Source organism: Lentilitoribacter sp. Alg239-R112, from assembly GCF_900537175.1.
Classification (GTDB): domain Bacteria; phylum Pseudomonadota; class Alphaproteobacteria; order Rhizobiales; family Rhizobiaceae; genus Lentilitoribacter.
In genome coordinates this window covers 385,001-399,515 of the sequence record NZ_LS999835.1, presented here as the reverse complement: position 1 = coordinate 399,515, position 14,515 = coordinate 385,001, and the positions used below count along the sequence as shown (strand labels likewise).

The window sequence follows — 14,515 nt, the reverse complement described above, 5'->3', positions numbered from 1 at the left end:
AAGTGTAGAAATATGTTTCTTCAGTTAAGTAACACGTATTGGTGAGATAGAATTTGAAATGAGTATGCGTGATCGGCAAGGAAGAATTGCCACAGAAAACGAACGATTGGTGTTAGATATCGTACACAGAAATCCTGAGATTTCTCGCTCGATCCTTACAAAACACACGGGACTCACGCAACAATCAGTTCATCGCATTGTAGATTCATTAATTTCAAAAAACCTATTGAAAGCAGATAGGGAGACAAAAAGCGGCCCTGGTCAGCCCAGCCTAACTCTTACTCTGATTGATGATGCCGCATTTGCCTTCGGAGTTTCGCTCAACACGGATACCATTCAACTCTCCTTGGTTAACTTGTCTTGCACCCAGATTATTGACACTTACGTCGAACCGACAAACCTGAACAATCGTGACATTGTTATAAAGAGTATAAAATCGAGTATGGAACGATTGGCCGAAGAACACAGTGTGCCGACGAATAAAATTGTCGGCGTAGGTTTTGCGATAACAGGTTATAGACTTGGCGCTCCAGACAAATTTCACACATCTTCTCAACTTTCCGAATGGGCCAATATCCCGCTGCTGCCGGAGCTAACAGGTCATCTTCACGATCATGTTTGGGTTGAAAACAATGCTAATGCAAACGCGATTGCAGAAACGCTTGTCGGTGCAGGACGAACACATGCTTCATTTTCCTATCTATCCTTCAATTATGGCTTTGGTGGAGGCATCATCATAGATGGTCGCCCGTTAACCGGCGCGCACATGAATGCAGGTGAATTGGGTACAATTCTAACACCCGACCAGATGACAAGCAGGCCCGCGCTCGGCGAATTATTGATCCGCCTGAAAAATCACGGAATCAACATCAATTCGATACGGGAATTGGCAGAAAAATTTGATCCTAACATGCCAGGCGTAAGAGAATGGGTGGATGAAGTTACGCCACATTTGAACTTAACAATCCGGGCACTATCCGCCATCACCGACCCCTCAGCTATTGTGTTTGGAGGAGAAGCCCCCCCAGCATTACGCGATATGCTGATCAATGCATCATCCAATCCGTTTGGCGATCATGACCCAACAGTACGTTCACCATCTCGGCCTTCACTTATCAAGTCAGATATCGATGGTGACGCAGCCTCTTTTGGTGCAGCACTACTACCCATCAAGCAGCAAATACTACTCTAGTAAAACTAAGTATGCGATTCCTCCAATGTCCGCTTTGGGCCGAGACTGTGTGGAAACGGGTGAATGTGATATATTTGTTTCGTTAATAAGAGGTATTGGATGAAGCGTTTCATTGAGGGTGATGATCGAGAACAAGGCTTTTTATTTCCTGATCATCTTGAAGATTTTATTGGTGAAGATAATCCGGTTCGCGCTGTTGATGCTTTTTAGATGGCCTTGATCTAGCGGCAATGGGTTTCAAAGGTGCTGCTCATACGGGTCGACCCGGATATCATCCTTCTGTTTTGTTGAAGATCTATGTTTATGACTATTTGAACCGTATCCACTCAAGTCGCAGGCTGGAGCGTGAGGCAGGCCATAATATTGAACTGATCTGGCTAACAGGTCGTCTTATCCCTGATTTTAAAACGATTGCTGATTTCCGCCGTGATAGTGGCAAAGCTATCGGCCAAGTTTGTAGTCAATTTGTATGTCTTTGCCGTCAGATAGGTTTACTGGATGCTGCTCAGAACGGTGAGCTTGTTGCCATTGATGGTTCAAAGTTCAAAGCTGATAATAATCGTGACAAGAACTTCACGCCTGCCAAGTTACAGCGGCGGATGGATGATATCAAAGCTAGCATTAGACGTTGGGATCATGAGGCAATATTGGATGATGTGGAACACAAGCTGGAGAAAATGCCAGATGCAATGCGCATTCGGCGGTCAACAGTTGAGCATGTTTTTGGAACACTTAAAACGTGGATGGGACATAGCCACTTTCTGACCCGAACTCGCAAGAATGTCGCCACAAAAACAAGCCTGCACGTGCTTGCCTATGACTTCAAACGCGTCCTCAACATCATCGCCCTACAAAACCTGACCGCTGCAATCAAAGCTGCGTGATATTCGGCACATATCTGCGAAAACAGCCAGAACAAGCGTCAAAAACCAATAGAGAACCATAATAAAACCAGTATATGCTTTTCTATAGCCTATCCCAAAAATTACAGCTCAAACGGCCTATTCAAACCAGTACCAACAAAACTAATACGTTTCCACACAGTCTCGAACCTAAGTCGCCGTTAAATTGATATGAATGAGGGGGTAAGCCTTATTCCAAAGTGAGAATAGGTGTATTAGAAATATTTGGAGATTAACGGGAAAGTGCTAACTCTTTTTGATTCTTCTATATTTAGCAAAAGTCTTTCATCCAGTTCAGACTATCATCGGTCGGTCCTGTTTGTTTGTATTCGGCACCGATAGGTTTGTTCCATTCAAGTTTTTCTATAGTAGCAAATATTTCACGGTAATTGAGTTCACCATGGTCGGGTGTGCCGCGATCAGGCACAGATGCAAATTGAATATGACCAATGTGTGGAAGGAGGTTTTCTAACCTCGTTGTTATGTCACCTTCTGTCCGGCCCACATGATAGCAATCAAACATCAGCTTTAAGTTCGGCGCTGCCACTTCTGCGATAATATCATAAGCTTGGTCCGTTGTTTGAAGAAAATAATCTGGTGCATCATGTCGGTTAAGAGGTTCGATGAGTATAGTTCTCGCAGTTTTTTCAGCTGCGTAATGTAAATTGGCCACAAATGTTGTTTTAGCGCTTGCACCGTCTGCAAAGCCTGCCATGACATGAATGGCTTGCGCGTCAATGAGATCAGCATATTCAACGGCCTGGTCAATGGCTGTTCTTGCATCCGTTACTCTGTCCGGCAAAGCAGTTAAACCGTTTTGTCCCGCTTCGCCGCGATGTGTGTTCAAGCCGAGCATTGGCAGGCCTGTTTCCTCAAGCGCTTTGCGTACAAGTTCTGGCTGCGTATAATAGGGCCAATGACATTCAACGGCTGAGAATCCCGCAGATTTAGCGGCCCTTATTGCATCTGGTAGAGTTCTATCAGTCCAAAGGAAGCCCAAATTTGCAGAAAACTGTATCAACTATCCCACTCCACATTAAAGCCATCAACTATATTTCGAACATCAGTTTGACTAAGTCTATTTGGATTAAGACCTTGAGTTAATATCGCAAGTTTTGCGGTCTCTTCTAATTCCTCAATCGCAGTACATGCAGCTTCGATATCTTTGCCAGCGACAACTGGTCCGTGATTTGCAAGCATGACTGCAGATCGTTTGCCTGCAAGTCCGCGAACGGCTTCACCCATAGCCGGATCACCGGGTAGAAAAAAAGGAAGTAATTTAACCTTACCAAGTTTCATAATTCCATAAGGTGTCAATGGAGGCAGGAAATTGTCTTCGTTCGCACCCGGTAACAGTGACAAAGCAACAGAATGACATGAATGCAGATGAACAACTGCACCAGCGGTGCTGCGTGTATCATAGAATGCAGAATGTAACGGCATTTCTTTTGTTGGTTTATCACCACCGATATGCCTGCCGCTCGCATCGAATGTACTCAGTTTTCCCGGGTCAAGGCGCCCGAACGACGTACCCGTTGGGCTAACAAGCAACCCTCCATCATCCAACCGTGCGGATATATTACCTGTTGAACCATGTGTAAAGCCTCTATCAAAAAGAGATTTCGCCAATATACATATCTTTTCCCGAAGCTGGTTTTCTGTCATTTTGATAAGACCTTGTCGGCTTTGTTAAAAAAATCTTCTGACCCAAAATTTCCGGACTTAAGCGCAAGAACGAGATCAGAATTTGCGCGCAAAGCTGGAACACCTGCGGCAATCTCTGGGCCTATTTCCAACTGCGAGATGTTTAATGCCTCGACAACAGCGCCAGATGTCTCACCGCCTGCTGTGATGATGCGCGTAACCCCATTGGCAACCAAACCACAAGCCAAATCTGCAAAGAAACATTCCAAAGCTTCTGAAGAGCGTTTAAGGCCATATTTTGCTTGAACAGCTTTGACATCATCAGGGTCAGCGGAGCTATATACTAAAGGCAAACCATCTTGCTCAATTATCCATTTTATTACATCATCTAACTTCAGGTTTTTATTGATTACATCAGCGGCATTAATCTCGTATATGGGCGCAACCTTTTTATGAGCTGCAATTTGCCGTCGTGTCATAATCGAGCATGAACCTGATAATGCGGCGGCCTTGCCAGTTTGCCCTGTCCATTTGGTCTGGCCAGCGGTGCATCCAAAGTTGGCGGGAAGCCCTAAAGCAACACCAGAACCGCCAGTAATAAACGGCAGATCAGCAGCGGCTTGACCAATGGCATTTAGATCTGCATCAGCAATAGCGTCAACAACAACAAGACGTTGGCCGTTTTTGTGTGCTGCGTCCAGTGCATTTTTAATTGCGTCTGCCCCATTGTGCACAGCTGCAATACTCACATGTCCCACTTGATGTTTTGTTTGGTAAGAAAGCCAACGGCGAACATCTGAATCGATCATTGGTGTGAGCGGATGATTTTGCATCCCAGATTCATTAAGCAATGTGTCATTTACAAATAAATGACCTTGATAAATTGATCGCCCTGCACCAGGAAATGCTGGGCATACGATGACTTTATGCGCATCCAATGCACCTGCAATTGCATCCGCGACGGGGCCAATATTACCATCTTTAGTGGAATCAAATGTAGAGCAATATTTGAAAAAAAATTGAGTGCAACCTTGCGCTTTCAACCATTCAAGGGCTTCAAGAGATTGCGCAACGGCATCTTCTGACGCAATCGAGCGAGATTTGAGTGAAACCACACCTGCTTCAACCCAATCTTGTGCATTTACATTTGGAATACCAGAATACTGAACTGTCCGCATACCACCTTTTGCCAGAGTATTTGCTAGATCACTTGAACCTGTAAAGTCATCTCCAATGCAGCCAAGCTTCATGCTTTGTCTCCAGGTAATTTTAAGCCCACATTTCGAGCATAAACCTTTGCAATTGAAGCATCATCTTCTTTGCCTAATCCCATGCCGACAGCGACCATATATTGTTGTAATGCCGCCGAAGTTATGGGTGCGCTAAACCCTGCCGATTTTGCAACATCTAGAACAATGCCGAGGTCTTTTGGCCAAATATTAATCTGGCTAAGCGGAGTGTAGTCACCATTCGCAATATGTGGTGCACGATTTTCAAGCATCCAACTCGTGCCAGCGCATTGAGAGATAACATCAACAAATTTTTCCGGCGTGACGCCTTGGGTCATGCCAAAAGTTAAAGCCTCTGCCATGGTTGCAATGTGCACACCCGCAAGTAGCTGATTAACCGCTTTCATGGCCGAGCCAGCGCCCGCAGCATCACCCAATTCAAATACAGTTGCGGAGATCGCATCTAACACAGGTTTTGCTGATGTAAATGCTGAAGGCGACCCTGATGCCATAATGGACAGTTCTCCACTAGCAGCCTTTGCCGCCCCACCTGAAATAGGAGCATCTAAATATAAAACGTCATGATTTGCGCAGCGGTTTTCCATGTTTTTTGCAAATTCTGGGGGCACAGTTGCACATGCTAGAACGACAGTGCCTTTCTTTAGGCTTGGTGCAATACCATTTTCACCGAATAGAACAGCCTCGGTTTGCGCAGCATTTAAAACAACCACAAGAACAGCATCAAGTTCCGATAGATGATCATGAACATTTCCAGTTGAGCCACCCTCTGCGCGAAATTGTTCCATCGGTTTATCGGTTATATCTATGCCGAATGTTGTAAATCCCGCATTTAAGCATGATGACGCCATGCCGTAACCCATCGATCCCAAGCCAAAAACGGCAACTGTCTGTTGATCAAGCATTTCTGTCTCCGAATTTTTCTTTTATGACGTGTGCTGCATCTCTTCGTTGACTGTGTACACGATATACTTTGTCAGATGATGTGATGAACATTGTTTTTCCATCAGGCCCACCAAAACAAATATTAGATGTTTGCGACGGCAGTAAAATCTTACCAATCAACGCGCCTTCTGGGGATAGACAATGGATACCATCTAGGGCTGATGTCCAGACAAAGCCGCCTTGGTCAACGCGCAATCCATCCGGCACACCGGGAGCAACTACAGCAAAAATACGATCATTTTTAAGGGTACAGTTATCGACATCATACATTCGAATATGATGTGGTAATTCGTAATCAATGCCTGGGAAACTAGCGCCCTTTATGGCTCCTGAATCTGCTATATAGAGACGTTTTTCGTCTGGTGAAAATGCAAGGCCATTTGGTTTTTCAAAATTGGTAGCAACCGCGCGTAGATCACCGGCAGGTGTCACGCAAAAAACATAACATCCACCAATTTCACTATCGGCAGGATACCCTTCAATATCCGAATTTATGCCATATGGCGGATCGGTGAACCAAATGGACCCATCAGATTTTACGACAAGATCATTCGGTGAGTTTAGTTTTTTACCGAGATATGATTCAACGACAACTTGCACATTTGTTAAATCAACATGGTTGTTTCGTCTGATAACGCGTCGCCCGCCGTGTTCGCAAGATACAATATGTCCGTCAATATCAAGGCTATTGCCATTCGCAAACTCATTGTTAGCAAGTGTTGTGCTCACACCGTCAGTTTCCGTCCAGCGCATCATTCGCTTGTTGGGTATATCATTGAAATAGAGTGCGTTCTCAAACCACACAGGACCCTCAGTCCATGCGCACCCGTCCGCTATTACTTCTGGGACAATGGACGTATCGATGAATGTTTCAAATATCGGGTCAACAACTATGTACCGAGGAATATTACTCATTGTGCAGCCCTTTTCGCAATGTTTGGAACAAAAGCATAGCCAAAATTACAAAACCAAAGATCATATTGCGCCATGCATCACTGATCTGCATTACTGATAAAATTGACGTTAACAATGTAATAAAAAGTACTCCACCAATGGTGCCAAATAACGAACCACGGCCGCCCAAGATTGATGTGCCACCGACAACCACAGCTGCAATGGTGGGCAATAAAAACGGGTCGCCCATTGATTGGTACGCTTGATTTGCATAACCGGCCAGCAAAACTCCGCCAAGAGCAGAACACATACCTGCAATGGCAAAGGCAACGAAAATGACCGAGGGTGTAGAGACACCAGATAGGAACGTTGCTTTTTCATTATATCCGATAGAACGCAGGTATCGACCAAAAGGTGTGTGCAACAAGAAAAAGGCTAAACAGGCTGCAATTGCCATCCACAAGAGAAAACCCAATGGAATACTAAATAGGTCGCCAGAAGCCATGCCGACCATGAGGGGGCTTGCTTCACCTTTAGGATTAAATCCACCCGTGTTGAGCACTGCTAAACCGAGTAAAATAGAATTTACAGCCAATGTCCAAACCATAGATGGGATGCGCAATATGGCAACTCCAACACCGTTTATGATGCCGATAAAGGCACCGAACAGGAGAGCAGCAGGTATAGCTATCGCGCTTAATATGGGGTCGCCTGATCCGACTAAGGCTGTCGAGATAATTGCGGCACCTGTTAGAACCCAAGGCACCGATAAATCAATATGTCCAAGTAAAATAACGATGGTTGCACCTGTTGCAAGAAGACCCAAGAACGCAGCGATTTGAAGCTGTTGTAGTAGGTAATCTGCGGACAAAATTTGCGGGAAAAATAGACTTCCAACCATGATCAATGCAATGCAGCCAAAATATGGCATGAGACTGTCTAGTGTAATTGCCTTTGTCATCTTCCAAAGATCTCCAAACGATTACGTACACGCAAAACATCCGCTCCACCAATGGCTATTGCGGCAGCTAAGATCATGCCCTCAAATAGCGGTTGCGCTAGCGAAGGGATGCCGGAGAAGAACATAAGTGATGCAATTGTCTTGAGAATAAATGCACCTGCAAGCGCGCCAATTAACGAACCAACACCACCCCTAAGCAGCACGCCGCCAAGCACAACTGCAGCAATCGAGTTTAATGTGAAATTGGCTGCAATACCTGCGTCTCCTGTTGTGGTTACAAAGCTGTAAAATAAGCCTGCAAGTCCTCCAAATAATCCAGCAAGGACAAAGGCTAAAATGCGGACAGTTTTTGTATTAATCCCAGATTGGAAAGCTGCTTGCTCGGATGAACCAAGCGCATACAGCCCTAATCCGAGGCCGGTTCGGCGGAAGGGTAACCAAAACCCAAAAATCAGAACGGCAGTAATAATCAGTGCGGTTGGTATTCCAAACACGTCTAAAGTTATAGCGTCGGCCAAATCATAGTTTATGGCCCCACCAGGTGTTGGGCGCAATAATAAAGCTAAACCGACAAAAATCGAGGCCGTTGCTAGGGTAACCACAATTGGCTGTATTCGCCCATAAACAATCAACAATCCGTTGAGCAAACCACATGCAGCACCTGCCGCAAGAACGGCCATGATCCCGAATGAAATGTCCAATGCGGAACCTTCAAGAAGGTGCGATGCAAGCGTGTTTGTCAACGCCATAACCGCACCCACGGATAGATCTATTCCACGAACAACAACGGCAAAAAACTGAGCAATTGCCGCAAGACCCAAAATCGTGGCTTGGTTTGCCCAAATTGTAATAACATAGGTTGAGGGGCCACGTGGGTGGGTTCCAAGATATGTCGCCAGAAGAACGATGAGCACAAATGCTGCAATCATTTCTCTGCGATTACTACGCATATAATCAAGCATGTTGTTCCCCCATTTTGTTCACCGTGGAAAGAGTTGAAATGTTCATCGATGCTGCGATAATATTCTGTGCCGTCATTTCAGAACCCTTAAGTGAGGCAACAATATTTCCTTCATAGAAAATATGGGTCTCATCACACAGATGAATGAGCTCTTCATAATCTGTGCTGAGTAGAATAATTGCTGTTCCTTCATCGGCTAATTTACGAAGAATTGCATATATCTGCGTTTTTGTTTTCACATCTATACCCCGCGTAGGGTCCGATAAAAGTAGGCATTTAGGTTTTAGTGCCAACCATTTCGCCAGAACAACTTTTTGCTGATTGCCGCCAGAAAGCGAGGAAACTGGCTGATCAAGCCCACCATGTTTTAGCTCCAACTGATCCAATGAAGCCTGATACAATGTCGGATCACTTGCATCTAGTTCTGCAATACCCTGAGCAGCGAGTTCGAGGTTCTCCGCAATTGTTTGATCTTGTATAAGTCCTTCAGTTTTCCGGTCTTCGGGTATCAGTGCGAGACCTATATCAGGATGTTTGGCATTTTTGGGACTGTTGATATCAACTTTTTTGCCTGCAACAAGTACCTTCCCTTTCGTATGTTTTAACAACCCAAACAAGCCAAGTAACAATGTGTTTTGTCCTTGTCCGTCGAGGCCGCCCAATCCAACAATTTGCCCTTGCTTTACATTTAAAGAAATGGATTTTAATTCATTACCCCAGCTAAACTCATTTATCTGCATCATCGTTGGTGCATCTTGAATCGGTGCTGGTTTCGGTGGAAACAGTTCATCGATTTTTTGCCCCACCATCATATCGATAATTTCACCGTAGTTATGTCGGCCTTGTGAAAATGTCTCAACACATTGGCCATTGCGAAACACTGAGATACGATCTGCCAAAGCTTCGATTTCATGAAATCGATGAGAGATGAATAAGATACTCGTCCCATTATCACGTTCTTCGCGCACACGTTTAAAAACTTTTTTAACCACACCTGAATTGAGCGCAGATGTTGCTTCATCGAGGATTAAAAGCCGCGGGCGCATCATGATAGCTTTAGCAATTTCTACTTGTTGACGAGCAGGCAAGGTTAAATCTGCCACACGGGTCGAGAAATGGATGTTCTCTCCATCAATCTGATCCAATGCTTCACGGGCTACGGTCAGTGAATTAGAGTTGAGCCAGCCAAGGCCACTGCCACGTGCACTTAGCAGAAGATTTTCTTGAACAGTTAAATCAGGAACAAGAGATAGTTCTTGAAACATGCACACTAGGCCAGTTTCACGAGCCATTTTGGGCGATTTCAGATCAATTTTTTTACCCTCAAGGAAGATTTCTCCTTCTGTAGGTTTAAAAATACCCGATATGAGTTTCATAAGCGTGGATTTTCCTGCGCCATTTTCTCCCAATACCGCGTGAATTTCACCGGAACGACAAGAAAAATTGACATTATTAAGCGCTTTAGTGGCGCCGAAATGCTTTGAGATACCGCGCATCTCAAGAAAATGTTGTGCAGAGGTCATGGCTTTAATAAATAGGTCGACGACCTTGTGATCGTCGACCTCCAAATGTTCTTAGTTATTATCGGGTGTTTGAGCAAGAAGCTCATCTGGAGTGAATGGCGCAAAGCATTCCGCATAACCTGTACCTGTATTGAAAGACTTTGGCAGGTCAGGGAAGTAGTTTTCGCCAGATTTCAGATCAGCCGATTTAACTTGCGGAATCGGAAGAAAAATTGTTTGCGGTAGCTCTTGGCCTTGTAAGAGTTCTACAGCAGCTTCCAATGCGATTGCCGACATGGCAGGTGCTTGGCTTGCAGAAATACCGGGAATACTTAACTCGCTCATCAACATCCGAACTCCATTTTCGCCATCTACGCCCATCGGCACAATTGGGTGGCCAGCAGCTTGCATCGCATTAATCGTACCGGCAGAACCGTGCTGGGAAACAACTGCATCAAATGTGCCGTGTGTAGCAAGTGCATCTGCGACTACTTTTTGGCTTGTACCTGTGTCCCAATTACCAACAACTTCGACAATTTCAAGTCCATCAACCTTTTCAAAGACGCTCATCATACCTAAGCGGCGATCGCGATCTGTTGAATTGCCAGGCAAGCCATTGACCATCAAAATTTTGCTTGCTTTGCCGCCAAGTTCGTCCATCACTGACTGTGCTTTAAGCGTGCCCAATGCCAACTGACTTTCGTTCACTTGTACGATTTTATCTGTATCTAGAACGTTATCAAATGGCACCAGAATTGTGCCTGCACGTTGAGCACGACGGATCACAGGTTCAAATGCAGTTGGATTTACGGCAATAAAGGTAATCGCGTCGTAACCAGCAGCAATAAAGTTGTCGATCGCTGCAATTTGGGCTGCGCTATCATTACCAACAGACACGACAGTGAATTCTTCAATTTTGTCTTTATTGTCTGCGCGGTTCGCCCATGCTTTGGCAGATTGGATGGCCTGAATGCGCCAATCATTACCTGCGAAACCATTCACAAAAGCTATTTTATATGGACCTTCTTTTGCATCATATGAAATTGTTGATGTCTCAAACGCTGGTGCGAAGCATTCCGCCCGGTGGGTTTCAGCTGAAGCCGGCGCAGTTACTGCAAAACTAGCGAGTAGCACGGTAGATGCGAGTAGTATTTTTTTCATGGTATCCTCCCAGTGGATTAAACATTTGTGTTTTGGTCAACCTCAGAATGTTAGCGCAAACATATTGAAGTCAAATAGATATGTTTACGTTAACATATTTGCAGCAAAATATATGTTTGTGCAAACATATGTCAAGGTGCTATAAGAATTTTATCAAAACATGCAAAAATATGAGCGGCCTAATCTTGGATAAAAACAATAAAAATCAACACACTACCCCCCCAACAATGCACGATGTTGCAAAAGTCGCAGGCGTCAGCCAGATGACGGTTTCACGTGTTATGCGAGGGTCTGGCTATATTTCAGCAGATGTACTGTCTAGAGTCGAAGACGCCGCGAAAAGCATTGGATATGTACATAACCGTCTTGCGGGTGGAATGGCTAAATATGACAATCCACTCGTTGGGGTGGTTGTTCCTACTCTGCAAAACCGTGTTTTTACAGAAGTTTTATCGGGAATCAGTAATACTCTCGACAAAAATAACTTACGCCCTGTTTTTGGTGTATCTGAATATTCATTGAAACGAGAAGAAAAAATTGTATATGATTTATTATCTTGGCGACCGCAGGGTCTTATATTAGCAGGTCTGGAACATACAGATGGTTTGCGACGGATTATTAAACAAACTGGCGTGCGAACTGCAGAAATTATGGATGTAGATGGCCCCACTCTTTCAGGTAGTTTTGGGATTTCGCAAGAAGAGGCCGGTGAGAATATGGCTGCCCACCTTCTCTCAAAAGGCTATAGACGATTTGGATATATTGCCGGATTGCATGGCACTGACTTCAGGGCTGAAAAACGTTTCAATTCATTCAAAACATATATTCTAGATAATGGCGGAACGATTACTCAAACTCGAATATCCGATAAAGCTTTATCCATGCAAGATGGTCGCTCTCTGACAGCTGAAATATTGGCACAAACACAAGCACCGGAGTCAATTTACTATTCAAACGATGACCTCGCAGCGGGTGGGTTAATGCACTGTCTTGCAAACGGATTATCTGTTCCCAACGATGTGGCGCTCGCTGGATTCAACGGTCTAAATTTTCTAGAAGCGCTTCCTTTGCAGATCACAACAACCAAAACTCCGCGATATGATATCGGCGTCGAAGCCGCTAATTGGATAGCTAACAAACAATCCAATAAAAATGAATTACTACAACACAAATTCGATACTGAACTGATAATCGGCCAAACAACTTAATAGATTGAACCCAAACGGATATTTGTTAGGCGACAGGTTTACAATGGGCACATTTGAGACCACAGCAACGATTTAGTCTATATCTACTTTTGTTTGGCTTTTTGAAATTTTTGCTTTAGCGTACTACGCATTATCTGATGTCATTAGGTAGTATTAGACATGTTTAGTTATCCATCTCAATGACAAAAACCTCGCCATTGGGCGAGGCTAATTGGGCAAGTTATGAGTGCTGTTGATTTATTTCTACATCTGGTTATGTAGTATCTCTATTTTATAGGAGTTTTTAAGAAGGCTCTCGATCATTGGCTCTGCCAATGATCTGCCGCGCTAAGTTCGGTTTACTTAGCTAAGATGATGACTTTTTATCGTTGATAAAAAGCGTTGGTTGCGGGAGTAGGATTTGAACCTACGACCTTCAGGTTATGAGCCTGACGAGCTACCGGGCTGCTCCATCCCGCGACAATGGCCTCGAAGAGGCTTTGACGCTGCCTCGCCAGTTAACTTTGCGTAGCAAAGATAACGAGAGAGATGCAATCTAGTTGGTTTAAGTCTTTCAGTTTGCCTTACGGGCGTAACGTGGGACGTTAAACAAGCATTTTCGACCTCACCCAAAGCGAAGTTATTGGTAGGATCCAATGATATTCTGGGTTTGGTAATAGTTTGTATTGTTGATTGTGAGAAGATTAAACATTCCTTTTGCAGACCTGGCAGCGACCTACTCTCCCGCGCCTTAAGACGAAGTACCATCGGCGCTGAGGCGTTTCACGGCCGTGTTCGGAATGGGAACGGGTGCAGCCACCTCGCCATGACCACCAGGTCGGCAAAAGGAATGATTATATAAGAAGCTGGCGGGATAAATCCCTTTTTTGTTGGTTTAAGTCGAGCGCTTCGCCCTATGGGCTCAACGTGCGACGTTAAACTAGTAATCCTGATATTTCAGGAGTTTCGGCGTAAACGCTAATGTTATTGCTTTATCAGTTTAAAACACACGTGAAGCGCAAGCTTCTCGCACGTTTTAAACCACTAAAGAGACATTTTGCTTTGCAAAATGAACATAAGCAATGAGAACAATCAAGCCAATCGAGCTATTAGTAATGGTAAGCTTCGCACTTTACAGCACTTCCACACCCATCCTATCAACGTGGTAGTCTTCCACGGCTCTCAGGGAATACTCGTCTTTGGGTTAGTTTCCCGCTTAGATGCCTTCAGCGGTTATCTATTCCGTATATAGCTACCCTGCTATGCTGCTGGCGCAACAACAGGTCCACCAGAGATACGTCCACCCCGGTCCTCTCGTACTAGGGGCAGATCCCATCAATATTCCTACGCCCACGGCAGATAGGGACCGAACTGTCTCACGACGTTCTGAACCCAGCTCACGTACCGCTTTAATTGGCGAACAGCCAAACCCTTGGGACCTGCTCCAGCCCCAGGATGCGATGAGCCGACATCGAGGTGCCAAACAACCCCGTCGATATGGACTCTTGGGGGTCATCAGCCTGTTATCCCCGGCGTACCTTTTATCCGTTGAGCGATGGCCCTTCCACACGGGACCACCGGATCACTATGACCGACTTTCGTCTCTGCTCGACTTGTCAGTCTCGCAGTCAGGCAGGCTTATGCCATTGCACTCAACGACCGATTTCCGACCGGTCTGAGCCTACCTTCGCGCGCCTCCGTTACTCTTTAGGAGGCGACCGCCCCAGTCAAACTACCCACCACACACTGTCCTGGATCCGGATAACGGATCGCAGTTAGACATCCATGACGATAAGGGTGGTATTTCAAGGATGGCTCCACCTGAACTGGCGTCCAAGTTTCAAAGCCTACCACCTATCCTACACGTGCCGACACGAATGCCAGTGTGAAGCTATAGTAAAGGTGCACGGGGTCTTTCC

General features: G+C 45.1%; 11 protein-coding genes, 1 tRNA gene, 2 rRNA genes and 1 pseudogene (1 of these 15 only partly in view). 3 read left to right on the top strand and 12 right to left on the bottom strand.

Annotated features, from left to right (window positions below; translation table 11 throughout):
- Positions 1-64: 64 nt before the first annotated feature.
- Both G3W54_RS18805 and G3W54_RS18800 read left to right on the top strand, forming a co-directional pair.
- Positions 65-1,192, top strand: a complete 1,128-nt coding sequence (locus G3W54_RS18805) for an ROK family transcriptional regulator (RefSeq protein ID WP_162654819.1) — start codon at positions 65-67, stop codon at positions 1,190-1,192.
- Positions 1,193-1,291: 99 nt separating this feature from the next.
- Positions 1,292-2,076 (top strand): annotated as a pseudogene (locus tag G3W54_RS18800) (transposase).
- Between the two features lie 289 nt (positions 2,077-2,365).
- On the opposite strand, the gene G3W54_RS18795 reads toward G3W54_RS18800, so the two are convergent.
- The 9 genes from G3W54_RS18795 to G3W54_RS18755 are packed head-to-tail and all read right to left on the bottom strand — an operon-like array spanning position 2,366 to position 11,409.
- The gene (locus tag G3W54_RS18795) at positions 2,366-3,115 is read right to left on the bottom strand and encodes a TIM barrel protein (protein ID WP_244627995.1); all 750 of its coding nucleotides are present in this window, start codon (positions 3,113-3,115) and stop codon (positions 2,366-2,368) included.
- Entirely contained in the window at positions 3,112-3,759 is a 648-nt protein-coding gene (locus G3W54_RS18790; protein ID WP_162654818.1) for an aldolase, read from the bottom strand. The genes G3W54_RS18795 and G3W54_RS18790 overlap by 4 nt, the downstream gene beginning before the upstream one ends.
- On the bottom strand, positions 3,756-4,988 hold the full coding sequence (otnK, locus tag G3W54_RS18785) for a 3-oxo-tetronate kinase (RefSeq protein ID WP_162654817.1): 1,233 nt from the start codon (positions 4,986-4,988) through the stop codon (positions 3,756-3,758). Before otnK ends, G3W54_RS18790 begins: the two co-directional genes overlap by 4 nt.
- A complete protein-coding gene (ltnD, locus tag G3W54_RS18780) occupies positions 4,985-5,890 on the bottom strand; it encodes an L-threonate dehydrogenase (protein WP_162654816.1) in 906 nt (301 codons plus the stop codon). The genes otnK and ltnD overlap by 4 nt, the downstream gene beginning before the upstream one ends.
- A complete protein-coding gene (locus G3W54_RS18775; protein WP_162654815.1) occupies positions 5,883-6,845 on the bottom strand; it encodes an SMP-30/gluconolactonase/LRE family protein in 963 nt (320 codons plus the stop codon). Before G3W54_RS18775 ends, ltnD begins: the two co-directional genes overlap by 8 nt.
- Positions 6,838-7,785, bottom strand: coding sequence for an ABC transporter permease (locus tag G3W54_RS18770; protein WP_162654814.1), 948 nt, complete (start codon positions 7,783-7,785; stop codon positions 6,838-6,840). The genes G3W54_RS18775 and G3W54_RS18770 overlap by 8 nt, the downstream gene beginning before the upstream one ends.
- Positions 7,782-8,747: an ABC transporter permease gene (locus tag G3W54_RS18765; RefSeq protein ID WP_162654813.1), complete on the bottom strand. Its 966-nt coding sequence runs from the start codon at positions 8,745-8,747 to the stop codon at positions 7,782-7,784. The genes G3W54_RS18770 and G3W54_RS18765 overlap by 4 nt, the downstream gene beginning before the upstream one ends.
- Positions 8,740-10,269: a sugar ABC transporter ATP-binding protein gene (locus tag G3W54_RS18760; RefSeq protein WP_162654812.1), complete on the bottom strand. Its 1,530-nt coding sequence runs from the start codon at positions 10,267-10,269 to the stop codon at positions 8,740-8,742. Before G3W54_RS18760 ends, G3W54_RS18765 begins: the two co-directional genes overlap by 8 nt.
- A 51-nt stretch (positions 10,270-10,320) precedes the next feature.
- A complete protein-coding gene (locus G3W54_RS18755) occupies positions 10,321-11,409 on the bottom strand; it encodes a sugar ABC transporter substrate-binding protein (RefSeq protein WP_162654811.1) in 1,089 nt (362 codons plus the stop codon).
- Positions 11,410-11,579: 170 nt separating this feature from the next.
- On the opposite strand from G3W54_RS18755, the gene G3W54_RS18750 reads away from it, so the two are divergent.
- Positions 11,580-12,617, top strand: a complete 1,038-nt coding sequence (locus tag G3W54_RS18750) for a LacI family DNA-binding transcriptional regulator (RefSeq protein ID WP_162654810.1) — start codon at positions 11,580-11,582, stop codon at positions 12,615-12,617.
- A 382-nt stretch (positions 12,618-12,999) separates the two neighbouring features.
- On the opposite strand, the gene G3W54_RS18745 is transcribed toward G3W54_RS18750, so the two are convergent.
- The 3 genes from G3W54_RS18745 to G3W54_RS18735 form a co-directional block, all read right to left on the bottom strand.
- A tRNA-Met gene (locus G3W54_RS18745) sits at positions 13,000-13,076 on the bottom strand.
- Positions 13,077-13,319: 243 nt separating this feature from the next.
- A 5S ribosomal RNA gene (gene rrf, locus G3W54_RS18740) occupies positions 13,320-13,434 on the bottom strand.
- Between the two features lie 250 nt (positions 13,435-13,684).
- Positions 13,685-14,515: ribosomal RNA gene (locus G3W54_RS18735) — 23S ribosomal RNA — on the bottom strand; it runs 1,966 nt beyond the window's last position.

Bases quoted from the DNA above. Each gene is read 5' to 3' on its own strand.
- G3W54_RS18775 (WP_162654815.1), bottom strand. From the start codon at position 6,845: ATGAGTAATATTCCTCGGTACATAGTTGTTGACCCGATATTTGAAACA.
- ltnD (WP_162654816.1), bottom strand. From the start codon at position 5,890: ATGCTTGATCAACAGACAGTTGCCGTTTTTGGCTTGGGATCGATGGGT.
- G3W54_RS18755 (WP_162654811.1), bottom strand. From the start codon at position 11,409: ATGAAAAAAATACTACTCGCATCTACCGTGCTACTCGCTAGTTTTGCA.
- G3W54_RS18765 (WP_162654813.1), bottom strand. From the start codon at position 8,747: ATGCTTGATTATATGCGTAGTAATCGCAGAGAAATGATTGCAGCATTT.
- G3W54_RS18790 (WP_162654818.1), bottom strand. From the start codon at position 3,759: ATGACAGAAAACCAGCTTCGGGAAAAGATATGTATATTGGCGAAATCT.
- G3W54_RS18805 (WP_162654819.1), top strand. From the start codon at position 65: ATGCGTGATCGGCAAGGAAGAATTGCCACAGAAAACGAACGATTGGTG.
- otnK (WP_162654817.1), bottom strand. From the start codon at position 4,988: ATGAAGCTTGGCTGCATTGGAGATGACTTTACAGGTTCAAGTGATCTA.
- G3W54_RS18750 (WP_162654810.1), top strand. From the start codon at position 11,580: ATGAGCGGCCTAATCTTGGATAAAAACAATAAAAATCAACACACTACC.
- G3W54_RS18770 (WP_162654814.1), bottom strand. From the start codon at position 7,785: ATGACAAAGGCAATTACACTAGACAGTCTCATGCCATATTTTGGCTGC.
- G3W54_RS18760 (WP_162654812.1), bottom strand. From the start codon at position 10,269: ATGACCTCTGCACAACATTTTCTTGAGATGCGCGGTATCTCAAAGCAT.